We start from the raw sequence: 16,898 nt of genomic DNA on the forward strand, positions 1-16,898 counted from the left end.
CTCACGGAGCACGCGCCCACCGGATCGCCCCGCCCCTACACCTTGCTGTGCGAGAACAGCTTCAGCACCGGCACCCCCACCTTGTGCCGCGCCCGGGACGCCCAGTCCCGGTGGAAGAACTCCTCCACGTAGTGCGGATCGGTCAGCACGATCACCTCGTCGGCCCCCACCTCCGCGACCACCGACTTGAGGGCGTCCAGCGGATGGTCCTCGACCAGCCGCCCCTCCGCCGCGCTGCCCGCGGAGCGCAACGCGGTGAGGGAGACTTCCAGGGCTCTCTGCCCCATGCTCTTGGCCTCCTCCCCCTCGGGGGTCTCCCGCTCGCGCACGGCCTCGTCGATCTCGCCCAGGGCGATGTCGTCGATGGCCCGCAGCAACCGGTCCGCCTGCTCGCCGCGCGGCTGGAGCAGCACGTGGAAGGCGACCGGCTCGTCGCCGTGCAAGGTGGTGACGAACTCCACGTCGGCGGAGGTCAGGGCCTTCTCGATCATCAAAACGCTTGTGAACACCAACGCCCCATTCTCATGCGAGGACCCCCGCGGCCCTCAGTCCTCGGTGGGCCGTGGGCCGGCCCTGCGGAAACCGTCCTGCCCCGTGCTCGCACGGGTCTGCGGTCCTAGTCTGCTCGTCCGAAGCCGACCGGAACGGTAGGTTCCGCCGATTTCGGGACTGGGAACGCGTTGCCCGAATTCCCCGGATCCGACGGAACACACCTCCCTCTTTTCGTCTCCCTCTCTCCGTCTCCCTCTTTCCGTCTCTTCAGGCCCCGCGGTACCGGCTGTACCGGCTGTAGAGGAACCCGTCCTCCTCCAGGAGGGACACCAGAGCGAACCGGTGCGGTACGGCGACCGACGGTCCGCCCGCGATCCGCTGCGCGTCCCCCGCGGTGAGCAGCGGCGAGACGGTCAGGCACAGTTCGTCGAGCACCTCGGCGGCCACGAGCTGTCCGAGCAGCCGCGGGCCGCCCTCGGTCAGCAGCCGGGTGTGTCCGAGCCCGGCGAGGGCCCGTACGGCCCGGGCGGGCTCCACGCCCATGCCGTCACCGGCGATCACCACCCGGGCGCCGGCCTTCTCCGCGGCCGCGATCCGGTCGGGGGCGGCCGCGGCGCCGGTCAGGATCAGGGTGGGCACCAGCGGCGAGGTGAACAGCGGGAGCGAGAAGTCCAGCTCCAGGCCGGCGGAGACGATGGCGATCGCCGGGGCGGGACCCTGCCCGGCCGCCTCCCTCCGCCGGGTGAACTCCGCACGGGCGCGTGCCGGCCGGTACCCCTCCTGACGGACCGTTTCCGCACCGACGAGCACCACATCGGCGAGCGCCCGCAGGGTGCCGAAGATCCGCATGTCGGTGGCGTTGGAGATGGGCTGGGAGCGCCCGTCGTGCTGGGCGGCCCCGTCGAGCGTGGAGACCATGTTGGCCCGCAGCCAGGGCGTGGGCTCCCCGGGCACGGGATCGGGGTAGGCGTAGGCGTCGGCGATCTCGTCGAGGCTCCACTCGCGAACCTCGTGCGCCTCGGGCGCCTCCGCGGCCCCACCGCCCTCGCTCGGGGTCCGGGCCGCTGTCTGGTCGGTCACAGGGAACAGGCGTCGCATATCAGGCAGTCTGGCACGGCGCCCGGTGCCTGCCCGGCGGTCCGGCCGGGGCACGGGTTGGCAGGCACAGCTGCGGCGCCGTCTTCGACGGCCGGCTCCGCCGCCCTCGGCTTCACCCACTTCCGGCGCCCCAGCCTCGGCGCCCCGAGCCCGGCGCCCAGCCTCGGCTGCCCCACTTCGGGCGCCCCGAGTCCCGACCCCCGGCCTCGGCTCCTGCTCCCCTACTTCGGGCGCCCCCAGCCTCGTTGCCCCCACTTCCGGGCGCCCCCAGTCCCGGCGCCCCCAGCCTCACCTCCCCACTCCCGCTCCCCCACCCTCAGGCTCCCCACTACCACTCCCGCTCCCCCACCCTCAGGCTCCCCACTACCACTCCCGCTCACTCACCCTCGCCCTCCCCACGCCGGCTCCCCCAGTCCCGGCTTCGCCACCCCCGGCTTCGCTCGAGCGAGAGCGACCCGCGTCGCGTCGACGCTCTTCTCCGCCCCGTCGACGCCCTCCACCGCCCCGCCACCGCACCCTCACCCACGCTCGGAACAACCTCACCCGGGCGCACCCCCATCGCCCCCGCATCGCCCCCGCTCACCGGTGCCGGCGAGGGAGCCGTACGCCCCGGGGCGGCCGGAGCCGCCGGGCAGGCCCTAGCATGGGGAAACGTGTCGTCCTCCACCCCCGCCCCCGGCCTCGACCCGATAGCCGACTCGGCCCCGCTGTCCCTGTGCGCCCGCGAGCCGCACGTCCCCGCGGACCGGCTGGTCGCCGAGATGGTGCCGCCGCCGCGCTTCGACTCGGTGCGCTTCAGCACGTACCTCCCGGACCCGAACCAGCCCAGCCAGACCGAGGCGGTCGGGGTCCTGGAGAGCTTCGCGGCGGGGCTCGGCGGGGCGCACGCCGTCGGTTCCGCCAAACGGGGCTTCCTCGGCTTCGGCAGGGCGAAGGCGCCCAGGACTCCGGCCGGCCCGCGCGGCGTCTACCTCGACGGCGGCTACGGCGTCGGCAAGACCCACCTGCTGGCCTCCCTGTGGCACGCCACCCCGGCCCAACCCGCGCTCAAGGCGTTCGGCACCTTCGTGGAGCTGACCAACCTCGTCGGCGCCCTCGGTTTCCAGCAGACGGTGAAGACCCTCTCCGGTCACCGCCTGCTGTGCATCGACGAGTTCGAGCTGGACGACCCCGGTGACACCGTCCTGGTCTCCACGCTGCTCGGCAAGCTGGTCGACGCGGGGGTCGCGCTCGCCGCCACCTCCAACACGCTGCCGGGCAAGCTCGGCGAGGGCCGGTTCGCGGCGGCCGACTTCCTGCGCGAGATCCAGGGCCTGTCCGCACACTTCCGCGCCCTGCGCATCGACGGCGAGGACTACCGCCACCGCGGCCTGCCCGAGGCGCCGGCGCCGTACTCCGACGAACAGGTGACGAAGGCGGCGTACGCCACCGCGGGCGCCTCGCTCGACGACTTCCCGCGTCTGCTGGAGCACCTCGCCAAGGTGCACCCCAGCCGCTACGGAGCCCTGACCGACGGTCTGAGGGCGGTCTGCCTCACCGACGTGCGGCCGGTTCCCGACCAGTCGACGGCCCTGCGCCTGGTCGTCCTGGCCGACCGGCTCTACGACCGCGAGGTCCCGGTCCTGGCCTCCGGGCTCCCCTTCGACCGGTTGTTCAGCGAGGAGATGCTGAACGGCGGCTACCGCAAGAAGTACTTCCGGGCGATCTCCCGTCTCACCGCGCTGGCCCGCGACGCCCAGCCGCTCGTCGAGCCCCAGTAAACGATCTCCCCCGCCCGGGTCAAGGATCAGATCGCGCCACTCACCCCTCGCTTTTGAGGCGCACTTCTCCTCGCAACGCCGAGTTAACCCTGCAAACAACTTTGCAGGGTTAACGTGTTTCTTGACCAGCCGTTGACCAACCGTTGGTCTGGACTGGAGGCGCGAACCACCTGGAGGGGGGCATATGTTCCGAGGTACGACGGCCCGGACCGTGGTTTCGATCCTCGCCGCCGTCCTGCTGGCCCTCCCCTTCTTCGCACCTTCGTCCTCCTTCGCACACGCGCACACGGCCCGTCACGCCCAGGCCAAGACCCAGCCCGGAATCAAACCCTCCGGCATGTCCCTGCGTGACGAGACGGTCACGTCCCGCTCGTGCGACCGGTCCGGGGCGCCCATCGACCCCTTGCGTACCCGCGACCGCCACCGCGCCACCCTGACGGCCGACTCCGCGCCCCAGGAGCGTGAGCGCACCCTGCCGGCGCGGGGTTCCTCGGCCGACCGCCAACCGATCCGGCCGGCCGCGCCGTACCACCGCTCGTCGAGATCCTCGGCGAGCCACTCTCCGGCGGCACTTCAGGTCTTCCGCTGCTGAGAGAGAGCAGAACAGCAGTCACCCCACCTGTCCTGCCCGTCCGACGCGCCCCCCACGGCGCGCCAGGAGGAGTCACCAATCATGCAGCCCCTCATCGACAACGCCCGTACCTTCGGACAGCGCCCTGAGGAGTTCGCCCGGCTTGCCGAAGGCCAGTCACCCGAGGTCCTCTTCATCACCTGCTCCGACTCGCGGGTCGTCCCCGCCCTGATCACGGGCGCCCGCCCCGGCGAGCTGTTCGAGCTGCGCACCGCGGGCAACATCGTGCCCCCCTACCTCTCGGAGCGCCCCACCGGCGAGGCCGCCACCATCGAGTACGCCGTGGAGGTACTCGGAGTCCAGGACATCGTCGTCTGCGGCCACTCCCACTGCGGCGCCGTCGGCGCGCTGGTGCGCGGCGACGACCTCGACGCCGTACCCGCCGTCCGGGACTGGCTCGCGCACGCCGCGGACCAGCCCTCGGCCGCCGACCCCGACGACCCCACCGTCATGCGGGCGGTCCAGAACCACGTCCTCACCCAGCTGCTGCGCCTGCGCTCCTACCCGTGTGTGGAGAAGCGGCTGGCGGACGGCCGGCTGCGGGTGCGCGGCTGGTACTACGAGGTCCACACCGGTGCCGTGAGCGAGCACCGCGCGGGCACCGACTCCTTCGAGGCCCTGTGAGCGCCGCGATGCCTCAGCAGAAGACCTCGATATCCAAGTTCCCCCACCTCAAGCAGGACTTCGCCGCCTCCCTCGTCGTCTTCCTGGTCGCGCTCCCGCTGTGCGTGGGCGTGGCCGTGGCCTCCGGCGTGCCGGCCGAGCTCGGGCTCGTCACCGGCATCGTCGGCGGCATCGTCACCGGTCTGATGCGGGGCAGCAGCCTCCAGGTGTCCGGCCCGGCGGCCGGTCTGACCGTGCTGGTCTTCGAGGCGGTGCAGGAGTTCGGGCTGGCCGCGCTCGGAGTGATCGTGCTGGCCGCCGGGCTGCTCCAGCTCGCGATGGGCGCCCTGAAGCTGGGCCGCTACTTCCGGGCCATCTCCCTGTCCGTCGTCGAGGGCATGCTGGCCGGTATCGGACTGGTCATCATCGCCGGCCAGCTGTATGCGGCGGCCGGGCTGAAGGCCCCCGCCTCCGGCATCGACAAGGTCCTGGGGCTGCCCGGAGCCGCCGTCGACGCGTTCGGCAGCACCGCGGCACTCGCCTCGCTCGCGGTCGGCGCCGGCACGATCGCCGTCATGCTGCTGTGGAAGCGGCTGCCGAAGGGCGTGCAGACGGTCCCCGGCGCGCTCGCCGCGGTCGTCCTGGCGACCGTGGTCACCCTGGTGTTCAGCCTGCCCGTCGCGACCGTCGAGGTGAACGGCCTGCTGGACTCCATCCAGCCGCCGGGCGCGGACGCCTTCGCCGAGCTGGCCCACCCGGCCATCTTCGGCACGATCCTCGCCTTCACCCTGATCGCCTCCGCCGAGAGCCTGTTCAGCGCCGCCGCCGTGGACCGGCTGCACGACGGTCCGCGCACCGAGTACGACAAGGAGCTCATGGCCCAGGGCGTGGGCAACACCGTGTGCGGCGCGCTCGGCGCGCTGCCGATGACCGCGGTGATCGTGCGCAGCTCGGCCAACGTCCAGGCGGGAGCCAAGACCAAGGCGTCCCGGGTGCTGCACGGCGTGTGGCTGCTGCTGTTCGCGGCGCTGCTGCCGTCGGCCCTGGCCCTGATCCCGCTGCCCGCGCTGGCCGGCATCCTGGTGCACGCCGGCTGGAAGCTGATCCCCTTCCGGGCCATCGCGTCGCTGTGGCGGGGCCAGCGCGGCGAGGCGCTGATCCTGGTGGTCACCGCCGTGTCCATCGTCACGGTCAACATGTTCGAGGGAGTGCTCATCGGTCTGGCCCTGTCCGTGGTCAAGACCGCCTGGGAGGCCTCGCACATCAAGCTGGACGTCATCGACAAGGGCGCCGGCCCGGTCCAGGTGTACCTGTCGGGCAACGCGACCTTCCTCCGCCTGCCGAAGATCCTCGACAGCCTGGAGGCCCTGCCGCAGGACCGCCCGGTCGAGCTGGACCTCTCCGGTCTGCACCACCTCGACCACGCCTGCCGTACGGCGCTGGAGTCGTGGGCCGAGCGGCACAGCGCGGTCGGCACCGAGCCGGTGCGGATGACGACGGCCGCGTAGACCGTCTCGCGCGGACCGTCGCTTCCGTCCCCGTGGTCGGGTTCCGGGCATGGCCCCGGACCCGGCCACGGGCATATCGTTGCAGGAACAGCGTTTCGGACCTTCCCGGAGGAGGTCGTCATGCTCGATGAGCTGCTGACGGCGGCCGTGGCGGTCGGCGCCGGAGGGTTCGCGTACGTCGTGGCGGCTGCGCGGGTGGTCAAGCAGTACGAGCGCGGGGTGGTCTTCCGGCTCGGCCGGGTCGTCGGCGACGTCCGCAGACCGGGCTTCACCATGGTGATCCCGGCCGTCGACCGGCTGCGCAAGGTCAACATGCAGATCGTGACGATGCCGGTGCCCGCGCAGGAGGGCATCACCCGCGACAACGTGACCGTGCGGGTCGACGCGGTCGTCTACTTCCGGGTCGTGGACCCGACGGCGGCGATCGTCAACGTCGAGGACTACCGGTTCGCCGTCTCGCAGATGGCCCAGACCTCGCTGCGGTCGATCATCGGCAAGAGCGAGCTGGACGACCTGCTGTCCAATCGGGAGAAGCTCAACCAGGGCCTGGAGCTGATGATCGACAGTCCGGCGGTGGGCTGGGGCGTGCAGATCGACCGGGTGGAGATCAAGGACGTGTCCCTGCCGGACACGATGAAGCGCTCGATGGCCCGTCAGGCCGAGGCCGACCGTGAGCGGCGGGCCCGGGTCATCAACGCGGACGCCGAGCTCCAGGCGTCGAAGAAGCTCGCCGAGGCGGCGCAGCAGATGTCCGAGCAGCCGGCCGCGCTCCAGCTGCGGCTGCTCCAGACGGTGGTGGCCGTGGCCGCGGAGAAGAACTCCACGCTGGTCCTGCCCTTCCCGGTGGAACTGCTGCGTTTCCTGGAGAGGGCCCAGCAGCAGCCGCCTCCGCCACAGGCCGCCGCCCGGTGACGCCTGCTACGCGCGTGGTTCCCGGGACGCGCGGTGAGTGATAGACACAGCGGGATCACAGTTCCTGTCCGCCAGCAGGAAGGTTTCGCCATGTCGGACATCCGTCATGCGGCGACCCGCCGTCAGATCCTCGCCCGCACCGGTGCCCTCGGAGCGGGCATCGCCTTTTCCGGGGCGCTGTCCGAGCTCTTCACGGACACGGCCGCCGCGCAGAACCTCGGCCACACCGGCTACGGCCCCCTCGTCCCCGACCCGCACGGCCTGCTCGACCTGCCGGAGGGCTTCCGCTACCGGGTCCTCTCCCGCGAGGGCGACCCGCTGCGCTCCGGCGAGGGCCCGGTGCCCTCCAACCACGACGGCATGACGGCCCTCCCCGGCCGGCACGGCCGGATCCACCTGGTCCGCAACCACGAGAACCGCCCCACGGCGAAGCTCGGCGTCCCCACCGTGCGGGGCCTGACCTACGACCCGGCCGGCAAGGGCGGCTGTACGGCCCTGACCCTGGACTCCGGCAACCAGGTGCTCGCCGAGCGGGTCGCGATCGCCGGTACGGCCGTCAACTGCGCGGGCGGCCCCACCCCGTGGCACACCTGGCTGACCTGCGAGGAGACCGAGGACCAGGCCGGCACCAACGGCTACACCAAGGACCACGGCTTCATCTTCGAGGTCGACCCGTCCGACCCGCACCGCACCGGCGCCGTGCCGCTCACGGCGATGGGCCGCTTCCAGCACGAGGCGATCGCCGTCGACCCACGGCACGGGATCGTCTACGAGACGGAGGACGCCTTCCAGAAGCCCTTCGGCCTCTTCTACCGCTTCCTGCCCGAGAAGCCGCTGGGCGGGGTGGCCTCGCTGCGCGCGGGCGGCCGGCTCCAGGCGATGCGCGTGCCGGGCGTACCGGATCTGTCGTCGATCCAGGAGCCGGGCACGGACTTCGACGGCATCGAGTGGGTCGACGTACCGGACCCGCTGGCCGCGCGGACCCCGATCCGGCTCCAGGACTTCGGCCCGAAGGGCATCACGCACGCGCAGAAGCTGGAGGGCTGCTACTGGGGCGGGCGGTGCGTGTACTTCGTGTCGTCGTTCGCGCGGGGCGCGGACGGCTCGGCGGCCGACCACTACGGCCAGATCTGGCGCTACGACCCGGCGCGCCGCCGTCTGACCCTGGTGATCGTCTTCGGCCCGGACACCGACGTGCAACTGCCCGGCGAGTCCCCCGACAACATCTGCCTGGCTCCCGGCGGCGGCCTGATGGTCTGCGAGGACGGAGGCGGTGCCCAGCACGTCTACGGCGTGACGCGGGGCGGCGAGGTGTACGCGATGGCCCGAGGCCGCCAGAACATCGGCACGCCCGAGGAGCCGGAGTGGGGCGAGTTCGCCGGCGTCGCCTTCTCCCCCGACGGCCGGACGATGTACGTCAACTGCTACGCCCCGGGAACGACGTTCGCGGTGACGGGCCCCTGGCGCCGCTAGTCCCTCGCGGAACGCGCGGGGGGGCTGGGACGACCGGGTCCGGGTCCGGTTCCGGCGGGCGGTGTCGCGGCGGGCCGACCGCGGCGGGGCGCGGCCGCCGGGCAGGCGCGTGTCCACGCGCGAAACCGCTCCGGCGGACCAACCCCAACCCCCACGCCAGGCAGGCACCGCCCAGTCAGCAGCCGTACCGCCTGCCGTCCGCGGCCTGCGGTACGCCCCGTCGCCGGCGCCGCACGGCGGACGTCGACGAGCCCGGAGGCGACAGGGCCGTCGACGCACACCCAGCCGGGCCCGGGCTCGCGCAGGGGTGGGGTAGTCGGCGCACTCGGCAGTTGGGTGGGGGACCCGGGCGGGTGACGGGGGCACGGACGCGCACTCATATCCATACATAGTGTGGTTCACCGGTCATATCTTCATACGGTGATCGTTCCCGTACGCCGTCTCGTCGCCGTCTGCGCCCTGGGTGCCGCGCTCGCCGCCTGCGGCACGGACCACGCGCCGCGGGCCGCCCGCCCGGCCCCCGCCCAGCCCTCCCCCGTGCCGTCCCGGCCCCCCACGCTGGCCCCGGGCCCGGGCGGTCTGACCCCCGTCTTCTCGCACGCCCCCCGCACCCGCGACAAGACCGTCGCCCTCACCTTCGACGCCGACATGACCGCCGGCCAGGGGGCGCGGGCGGCGGCGGGCGAGCGGTTCGACAACCCGGAGCTGATCGCGGCGCTGCGGGCGCTGAAGGTGCCGGCGACCGTGTTCATGACGGGCCGGTGGGCGGAGGAGTACCCGGTCCAGGCCCGCGCCATCGGCCGCGACCCGCTGTTCGAGGTCGCCAACCACTCCTACAGCCACTACGCCTTCACCGACGACTGCTACGGCCTGCCGACCGTGCCCGAGGAGAGGATGCGGGCGGACGTGGAACGGGCGTACGCGGCCTTCCGCACGGCCGGGGTGCCGGACGCGCGGCCGTACTTCCGTTTCCCCGGCGGCTGCTACGACCGGCGGGCGCTGCGGGCGGTGAGCGGCGCCGGGGTGACCGCCGTGCAGTGGGACGTGGTGAGCGGGGACGCGTTCGCGACGGACGCGGACGCCGTGGCCCGGCAGGTGCTGGAGGGCGTGCGGCCGGGCTCGGTGGTGGTGATGCACTGCACGCGCAGCGCCGCCCCGACCACCGAGCGGGCGGTGCGCGCGATCGTGCCCGAGCTGCGCCGGCAGGGCTACCGGTTCGTGAAGGTGTCCGAGCTGATCGGAGCCGCGAACGGCCGGCGGTGAACCGGCGGTGAGCCGCCCGCGCTCTCGTACGCTGGAGACATGAGCGACGACGACGGCGACACCGGCTACTGCCTGATCGACGCGACCCGGCCGCCCAAGGCCGACGGGCCGCCGTACGCGGAGTGCGTGCTGTGCCGGGAGCCGACGGAGTACCCGGAGTCGTACAAGGGGATCACGCTGTGCCCCGTCTGCGAGTGGCAGGAGGCGCAGCGCACGGCATGCTCGGGCTGAGCCGGCGGCTCACGGCGACCTGCGGGACGTGAGCGCGCAGGCCGCGGCCATGAGGAGGGCCGCGGCGGCCAGGGGCAGCGCGGGCGGACCGTCGTTGAGTGCGAGCCGGTGACCAGGCCAATGACCGCCGTCTGCGCCGGGGAACCCGGCACCACCAGCACCACCAGCACCGGCAGCGCAGCGAGCAGTGGCGTGGGGACCGCCCGGCCGGTGGGAGGGTGGACTTGTCATGCGCGTTCCCTGGGGGCGTCGTCCCGTACGGCGGGTGCGGGCGATGTGGCTGGTCGCGCCCCGCCGGAGCCGCGGTCGGGCACCGTCCCGCGCCCCTTAGGGTTGGCTGGTGTGAGCCCCGATGTCGCGTCCGCCAGTAACAGTCCCTTCCGGTCCGAACCGAGCGCGCGCGATGCCGCTCCGCAGTTCGTGCTCCCCCTCGTCGTCCGGGTGGAGAGAGGCGATCCCCCTGCCCGTACCGACGCGCTGGAGACCGCCGCCCGGGCCGTGCTCGTGATGCTGAGTGATGAGCGGTCCGTCGGGGACGGCGAGTGGGCGCGGGCCGTGCGGGACTGGCAGGACGCCCGGATCCGGAAGGTCGTGCGGCGCGCCCGGGGGGCCGAGTGGCGGCGGGCCGGGGCGCTGCCGGGGATCACGGTGACCGGGAAGGCGGCGGAGGTGCGGGTGTTCCCGCCGGTGCCGCTGGACGGGTGGCCGAAGGAGCTGGCGAAGCTCCAGGTGTCGGGCACCGAGCTCGACGACCCCGAGGCGCCCGCGGGGGCGGACCCGGAGGTGCCGGTGCTGTGGATGAGCCCGGAGGTGGAGATGTCGGCGGGCAAGGCGATGGCGCAGGCCGGACACGGTGCGCAACTCGCCTGGTGGGAGCTGTCGGAGGTGGAGCGTGCCGCATGGCGCGAGGCGGGGTTCCCGCTCGCGGTGCGCACCGCGCGGCCGCGGCGGTGGCGGGAGCTGACCGCGAGCGGGCTGCCGCTGGTGCGGGACGCGGGGTTCACCGAGATCGCGCCCGGCAGTTGCACGGTGGTCGCGGAACACCCGGCCCTCCGCCGGCCGTAGCGGCCCCGGTCCGCAAACCTCAAATGTTGCTCTGAAGGAGGGCGGCGAGCGGTTCGGTCCGGTGCGGCGGGGTCATATCCCCGTCACCACGGCGGGGGCCGGATGGAGGAGGGGACGATGACGCGACTCGGGACGGGAATCGGCTGGCGGCCGGAGATGGCGGACGCCGTGGAGCGGATGCCGGGCATCGACTGGGTCGAGGTCGTCGCCGAGAACGTCTGCCCCGGGCACCTGCCCGACTCCCTGCTGCGGTTGCGCGAGCGCGGGGTCACCGTCGTCCCGCACGGTGTCTCGCTCGGGCTCGGCGGCGCGGACCGGCCCGACGAGGGACGGCTGACGGCGCTCGCCGAGCGGGCGGAGGCGCTGGGGTCTCCGCTGGTCACCGAGCACATCGCGTTCGTCCGGGCGGGCGGGCCGCTGACGGCCTCGCCGTCCCTGGAGGCCGGGCATCTGCTGCCGGTGCCGCGCACCCGCGACGCCCTCGACGTGCTGTGCGAGAACGTGCGCATCGCGCAGGAGGCGCTGCCGGTGCCGCTCGCCGTCGAGAACATCGCCGCGCTCATCGCCTGGCCCGGCGAGGAGATGACGGAGGGCCAGTTCCTGTACGAGCTGGCCGACCGCACCGGCGTACGCCTGCTCATCGACGTCGCCAACCTGCACACCAATCACGTCAACCGCGGCGAGGACCCCGCCAAGGCGCTCGCCGAACTGCCGCTGGAGGCCATCGCGTACGTCCATGTCGCGGGCGGCTTCGAGCGGGACGGCGTCTGGCACGACAGCCACGCCCACCCGGTGCCCCGTCCGGTCCTCGACATCCTGACCGACCTGGCGTCCCGGGTCTCCCCGCCGGGGGTGCTGCTGGAGCGCGACGACAACTTCCCCGAACCGGCCGAGCTGGAAAGGGAGTTGGCGTCGATCCGGGAGGCGGTGGCGGAGGGCGCCCGGACCCGGACCGCCCCGTCGGACCAGACCGCGCCCGAACGGCCGCACACCCCCGTCACCGTCCCGGCCGCGGCCCGCCAGCGCCTCGGTCTCGCCCAGGCCGCCCTGCTGTCCGCCCTGGTCGCCGGGACCCCCGTGCCCGAGGGCTTCGACCGGGTACGGATCGGTGTCCAGGCGCGGGCCCTGGCGGCGAAGCGGGCGGACGTGGTGGCGAGGGTGGCCCCGGAGCTGCCGCGGATCCTCGGCAGCGGGTACCGGTCGGCGTTCCTCGCGTACGCCCAGGGGCATCCAATGCGTGGCGGGTACCGGCAGGACGCCCTGGACTTCGCGGAGCGGATGCTGCTGGGCGGACGGGTGGCGCAGGAGCGGGCCGCCCGGGAGCTGCGCAGGTGGTGGCTGGACCGGTCGGGTCCTGTGCCGAGGCCTCGGTCGCGGTGGGAACGGATGGGGCGGTCGCTGATCCGGCGGTGAGGGTCCGCGCCCGCGCCTCGCCTCACGGCTGCCTCCGCCCACCCCGGCCGGGGGGAATGTGCCGGGGTTAACACCCCGGCCGCGCCGACCCGACACAGCGCCCCTTTCGTCCCCGTTCCACCCGCTGTACGGTCCACATCGGCTCACCCATTCGCCCCGGATGTCCCGGATGCAAGTCTTCTCCCCGGCACGGCAGTTGGCGGAGCGGCCGCAGTAATATGCCAATCCCGCACCCGAAGCGCACCAGCGTGCGGTGCCGTGCGCAGGAGGCACCATGCGACCCCGACCCCCGATCAGGGGCAGAGGCATCTTCAGTGGCACCGGGCTCATCATCACGGGCCTGGCGGCGACCCTCGTGGCGCTGGTCTACCCGATCTGGTCGTACGAGGACCGGTCCGGGACCGGCGTGGACGTCCTGAACGCGCAGACCGTGGCCACCCAGTACGGCCCGCTGTCCGAACTCGACCGGGACTTCGTCACCAAGGTGCGGCTGGCCGGGCTGTGGGAACTGCCGGCCGGTCAGCAGGCGCAGCAGAAGGGCACCACCGAGGCCGTACGGACGGCGGGGCGGCATCTCGTCGAGGGGCACGCCTTCCTGGACGAGCGGGTGCGCGCGGTCGCCGCGCAGCTCGGGCTCGCGCTCCCGAACGAGCCCAACGACCAGCAGCGGGGCTGGCTGGAGGAGCTGAACGCGGCGCAGGGCGCCGAGTACGACCGGAAGTTCGCCAACATCCTGCGGCTGGCGCACGGCCGGGTCTTCTCCGTCGTCGCACAGGTGCGGGCCGGCACCCGCAACTCGCTGGTGCGCGAGCTGGCCGACGACGCCAACACCACCGTGCTGGACCACATCACGGTCCTGGAGGCCACCGGGTACGTCGACTTCGACGCCCTGGCCCAGGAGATGGCGTCCACCGGCACCGCTCCGCCGGCCGGCTCGCCCTCCCCGCCGTGGTCGGTGGCCGACCCCGGCCAGATCGTCCCGGTCACCCCGTCGCCGTACCCGAGTTACACGCTGCCGCCGGCCGCGACCGGTCCGCCGTCCCCGCTGAGCGGTTCCTGAGGACCGGTCGGCGAGGACGAAGGAAAACGGAACGTCACATACCCACAACGCTCCGTCCGGATGGTGAACGAGGCATGGCGTTCTCCTGTGCGTCTGGCATAGAAAAACGGCATGTTCTGGGTCCTTCTCCTGCTGCCGGCCTGGGCCGTCGCCGGCGCGGCGTGCACCCGGCTGTGCCTGGCCGCCGTCCGTGCGGCGGCCGTCGACGCGGACGCGGGTCAGGAACATGATCTGACCCTCTACGAGGCGGCGTTCCTCTCCGGCGGTCCGGGCCGGGTCGCCGATCTGACGCTGGTGGCCATGGCACGGCAGCGGCGGCTGCTGCTCGCCCACACCGGCTGGGCGACCGTCGTGGACCCCCGCGGGCGCGACGAGATGGAACGGTCGGTCATAGGCGCCATCGGGCCGGAGGGGCAGTCCCCCATCGCTCCGGTGCGGTCCGCCGCGGCCGCGGCGGACGCGGTGCGCGGTCTCGCCGACCGGCTGGTCAGCGCCGGACTCGCGGTGCCCGACGGGGCGCGCACGACGGTCGCGGCCGGGGTGCGCCAGGTACGGGGCGCCGCCGTGGCCGTGCTCGCGCTGGGTGCCGTGGCGCTGCTGATGCCCGGCTCCTCGGACCTGCCGCGCACCCTGGTCGCCCTCTGGTTCGCGCTGCCCCTCGCGCTCACCCTGAGCTGCCTGGCCATCGCCCGGGTCGAGGTGCACCCCTATTCACGCTGGGCCTCCCCCGCCGGTCAGCGACTGCTGGGCGCGCTGGCGCGGCGCGCCGACGACGACGGTCACGGTGACGACCGCACGTACCTGACCTCCGTGGCCGTACGCGGGATCCGGGCCGTCGGTGAGCCGGAGCTGCGGGCGGCCTTCGCCCACCGGGAGCCGTACGGGCGCGGCTGAGGACCGACGCGGAGCGCATCCGGGTTCGGAGGGGGCGCACAGGGGGCATTGGCGCCGACACCCGCGGGCGGTGCTTGCCTTCCCCAGCGGGCACACCAAACATCCCTTTTGTCGCCGCCGCGCACCGAAGGGACACCTGATGAGAGCTGCCGTCCTCTACCCGGCCGCCGGAGCCCTGCTCCTGACCACCCTCTCCGCCGCCCCCGCGGGCGGTGCTCCGAACGCCGCCGCCGGCTCCGGGGTCGCGTTCGCCGCCGCGCGCGCCGCTCAGGAGGGCATCGTCTTCGGCAAGTGCTCCTCCATGAAGGACGTGCCGGCGGGCATGCAGTGCGGCACGGTGACCGTCCCGCTCGACTACGCCCGGCCGAAGGGCAAGCAGATCAAGCTGACCGTCAGCCGGGTGTCGGCCACCCACCGCGACCCCCACAACAGCAAGCGCCTGGTGCCCCGGCAGGGCGCGCTGGTCTTCAACCCGGGCGGACCGGGCGCCTCCGGCCTGCACTTCCCGATGGCCGGACAGCTGCCGCAGTGGAAGCGCATCGGGGCCGCGTACGACCTCGTCGGCTACGACCCGCGCGGGGTCGGCCGCTCGGCGCCACTGTCCTGCCAGGACCCCAAGCGCTTTTTCAAAGGCCCTTCACCGGCGCCCACGCACCCCTCGGAGTCCTACAAGCAGGAGCGCATCGCGCAGGCGAAGGCGTACGCGCGCGGCTGCGCCGAGCGGGCGGGCAGCGCCCTTCGGCACTACAACTCGCTGAACAACGCCCGCGACCTGGACGTCCTGCGGGCCGCGCTCGGGGAGGACCGGCTGACGTTCATCGGCGCGTCGTACGGCACCTACTTCGGGGCGCTGTACGCGACGCTGTTCCCGGCGCACGTGCGGCGGATGGTGTTCGACGCGGCGGTGAACCCGGATCCCGCCCAGATCTGGTACCGCAACAACCTGGCGCAGTCGGTGGCGTTCGAGAGCCGCTGGACGGACTTCCGGGAGTGGATCGCCCGGCACCACGCCGTGTACGGACTGGGCGACACCCCGCAGAAGGTGCTGCGCGGCTACGAGCGGGCACGGGCGATGCTGGCCGCCGGGCCGGCCGGCGGGACGGTGGGGCCCGGGGAGTTGCAGCGCGCGCTCCTTCAGGCCGGGTACCACGACGACCACTGGCCGTCCCGGGCCGGGGCCCTGTCGGCGTATCTGAAGGGCGACCCCAAGCCGCTCGTCGCGCTGGCCGCGCCGGCCCCGGAGGCCGCGGCCGAGGCGGAGAACGCCAAAGCCGTCTACACGGCCGTGGAGTGCAACGACGCGTCCTGGCCGACGGACTGGAAGGTGTGGGACCGGGACAACACGCGGCTCGCGCGCGTCGCGCCCTTCGAGACCTGGGACAACGTGTGGACGAACCTGCCGTGCGCCTACTGGCCGGCGCCCCGGCAGCGGCCGCTGGACGTGCGGACCGGCTCGGACGAGCTGCCGCCGACGCTGATCCTGGCCGCCGAGCGGGATGCCGCCGCGCCCTATGACGGGGCGCTCGAAATGCACCGGCGCCTGACGGGTTCGGTGCTGGTGACGGAGCGGGACGCCGGCACGCACGGGATCGCGGGCGGGTCCAACGCCTGTGTCAACGGGCACCTGGAGGCCTACCTGCTGGAGGGCCGGCTGCCGGTGCGGCGCGCGGCCTGCGCACCGCACCCGGAGCCCGAGCCGACGGACCGCGCCGGGAAGACGGCGGTCCGGGCGGGCTGAGCGGCAGGGCCCGGCAGGGGCTGATCAGGCGAGGCCGGCCACCAGGTCGGCCACGGACTTCCGGCGCCCGGTGAAGAAGGGGACCTCTTCGCGGACGTGCATCCGCGCCTCCGAGGCGCGCAGGTGGCGCATGAGGTCGACGATGCGGTACAGCTCGTCGGCCTCGAACGCCAGGAGCCACTCGTAGTCGCCCAGCGAGAACGAGGCGACCGTGTTGGCGCGCACGTCCGGGTATCCGCGGGCCATCTTGCCGTGGTCGGCGAGCATGCGGCGGCGGTCCTCGTCGGGCAGCAGATACCAGTCGTAGGAGCGCACGAACGGGTAGACGCTGACGTAGTTGCGCGGCGTCTCGTCGGCGAGGAACGCCGGGATGTGCGAGCGGTTGAACTCGGCGGGGCGGTGCAGCGCCATGTTCGACCAGACCGGCGTCAGGGCGCGGCCGAGCCTGGTGCGGCGGAAGAGGTTGTACGCCTCCTGGAGCTGGTCGCTGGTCTCGGCGTGCCACCAGATCATGAGGTCGGCGTCGGCGCGCAGACCGGACACGTCGTACGTGCCGCGGACCGTCACGTCCTTGGCGGCGAGCTGGTCGAACAGCTCCTGGACCTCGTCGGCGTAGCCGGTGCGGTCCTCGGGCAGCGCGTCCTTCAGCCGGAAGACGGACCACAGCGTGTAGCGGATGACCTCGTTGAGGTCCTTGGCCAGCTTGCCCTTGTTCGGGACCCTGCCGGACTCGGTGGTGGGGGCGTCGTCACTCATG

At 73.2% G+C, this 16,898-nt stretch carries 16 protein-coding genes and 1 pseudogene; 13 read left to right on the forward strand and 4 right to left on the reverse strand.

What is annotated here, in order from left to right; all coding sequences use genetic code 11:
* Nucleotides 1–35: 35 nt before the first annotated feature.
* Both ACF1A1_RS27385 and ACF1A1_RS27390 read right to left on the reverse strand, forming a co-directional pair.
* Nucleotides 36–509, reverse strand: a complete 474-nt coding sequence (locus ACF1A1_RS27385; RefSeq protein ID WP_392003756.1) for an indole-3-glycerol phosphate synthase — start codon at nt 507–509, stop codon at nt 36–38.
* Between the two features lie 250 nt (nt 510–759).
* Entirely contained in the window at nt 760–1,590 is an 831-nt protein-coding gene (locus tag ACF1A1_RS27390) for a pyrimidine reductase family protein (protein ID WP_392003565.1), read from the reverse strand.
* 653 nt (nt 1,591–2,243) lie between these two features.
* Between ACF1A1_RS27390 and zapE the strand changes: the two genes are divergently transcribed.
* From zapE to ACF1A1_RS27430, 8 genes are all read left to right on the forward strand, one after another.
* Entirely contained in the window at nt 2,244–3,350 is a 1,107-nt protein-coding gene (zapE, locus tag ACF1A1_RS27395; RefSeq protein WP_392003566.1) for a cell division protein ZapE, read from the forward strand.
* A 184-nt stretch (nt 3,351–3,534) separates the two neighbouring features.
* On the forward strand, nt 3,535–3,942 hold the full coding sequence (locus ACF1A1_RS27400; protein WP_392003567.1) for a hypothetical protein: 408 nt from the start codon (nt 3,535–3,537) through the stop codon (nt 3,940–3,942).
* 81 nt (nt 3,943–4,023) lie between these two features.
* Nucleotides 4,024–4,605: a carbonic anhydrase gene (locus ACF1A1_RS27405; RefSeq protein ID WP_392003569.1), complete on the forward strand. Its 582-nt coding sequence runs from the start codon at nt 4,024–4,026 to the stop codon at nt 4,603–4,605.
* A gap of 8 nt (nt 4,606–4,613) precedes the next feature.
* Nucleotides 4,614–6,092 carry a SulP family inorganic anion transporter gene (locus ACF1A1_RS27410; RefSeq protein ID WP_392003571.1) on the forward strand — a complete coding sequence of 493 codons (1,479 nt, stop codon included), beginning with the start codon at nt 4,614–4,616 and terminating at the stop codon, nt 6,090–6,092.
* A 120-nt stretch (nt 6,093–6,212) separates the two neighbouring features.
* On the forward strand, nt 6,213–7,004 hold the full coding sequence (locus tag ACF1A1_RS27415) for a slipin family protein (RefSeq protein WP_392003573.1): 792 nt from the start codon (nt 6,213–6,215) through the stop codon (nt 7,002–7,004).
* Nucleotides 7,005–7,094: 90 nt separating this feature from the next.
* A complete protein-coding gene (locus tag ACF1A1_RS27420) occupies nt 7,095–8,477 on the forward strand; it encodes an alkaline phosphatase PhoX (RefSeq protein ID WP_392003575.1) in 1,383 nt (460 codons plus the stop codon).
* Nucleotides 8,478–8,897: 420 nt separating this feature from the next.
* Nucleotides 8,898–9,740: a polysaccharide deacetylase family protein gene (locus tag ACF1A1_RS27425; protein WP_392003577.1), complete on the forward strand. Its 843-nt coding sequence runs from the start codon at nt 8,898–8,900 to the stop codon at nt 9,738–9,740.
* A 39-nt stretch (nt 9,741–9,779) separates the two neighbouring features.
* Nucleotides 9,780–9,971 (forward strand): hypothetical protein, encoded by a 192-nt coding sequence (locus tag ACF1A1_RS27430; protein ID WP_392003578.1) that lies wholly within the window; start codon nt 9,780–9,782, stop codon nt 9,969–9,971.
* Between the two features lie 9 nt (nt 9,972–9,980).
* On the opposite strand, the pseudogene ACF1A1_RS27435 reads toward ACF1A1_RS27430, so the two are convergent.
* Nucleotides 9,981–10,180, reverse strand: a pseudogene (locus ACF1A1_RS27435) (ABC transporter); the annotation flags it as partial.
* Between the two features lie 124 nt (nt 10,181–10,304).
* Between ACF1A1_RS27435 and ACF1A1_RS27440 the strand changes: the two are divergent.
* From ACF1A1_RS27440 to ACF1A1_RS27460, 5 genes are all read left to right on the forward strand, one after another.
* The gene (locus tag ACF1A1_RS27440; protein WP_392003580.1) at nt 10,305–11,036 is read left to right on the forward strand and encodes a peptidyl-tRNA hydrolase; all 732 of its coding nucleotides are present in this window, start codon (nt 10,305–10,307) and stop codon (nt 11,034–11,036) included.
* 117 nt (nt 11,037–11,153) lie between these two features.
* Entirely contained in the window at nt 11,154–12,449 is a 1,296-nt protein-coding gene (locus tag ACF1A1_RS27445; protein ID WP_392003581.1) for a DUF692 domain-containing protein, read from the forward strand.
* Between the two features lie 274 nt (nt 12,450–12,723).
* A complete protein-coding gene (locus ACF1A1_RS27450; protein WP_392003582.1) occupies nt 12,724–13,509 on the forward strand; it encodes a DUF4142 domain-containing protein in 786 nt (261 codons plus the stop codon).
* Between the two features lie 111 nt (nt 13,510–13,620).
* Nucleotides 13,621–14,403, forward strand: coding sequence for a TIGR04222 domain-containing membrane protein (locus tag ACF1A1_RS27455; protein ID WP_392003584.1), 783 nt, complete (start codon nt 13,621–13,623; stop codon nt 14,401–14,403).
* A 139-nt stretch (nt 14,404–14,542) separates the two neighbouring features.
* On the forward strand, nt 14,543–16,141 hold the full coding sequence (locus tag ACF1A1_RS27460; RefSeq protein WP_392003586.1) for an alpha/beta hydrolase: 1,599 nt from the start codon (nt 14,543–14,545) through the stop codon (nt 16,139–16,141).
* Between the two features lie 24 nt (nt 16,142–16,165).
* On the opposite strand, the gene hemQ is transcribed toward ACF1A1_RS27460, so the two are convergent.
* The gene (hemQ, locus tag ACF1A1_RS27465; protein WP_392003587.1) at nt 16,166–16,897 is read right to left on the reverse strand and encodes a hydrogen peroxide-dependent heme synthase; all 732 of its coding nucleotides are present in this window, start codon (nt 16,895–16,897) and stop codon (nt 16,166–16,168) included.
* Between the last annotated feature and the right edge of the window lies 1 nt (nt 16,898).

The sequence above is a fragment of the Streptomyces sp. NPDC014995 genome, assembly GCF_043080745.1.
In the GTDB taxonomy this organism is placed as follows: Bacteria; Actinomycetota; Actinomycetes; order Streptomycetales; family Streptomycetaceae; genus Streptomyces.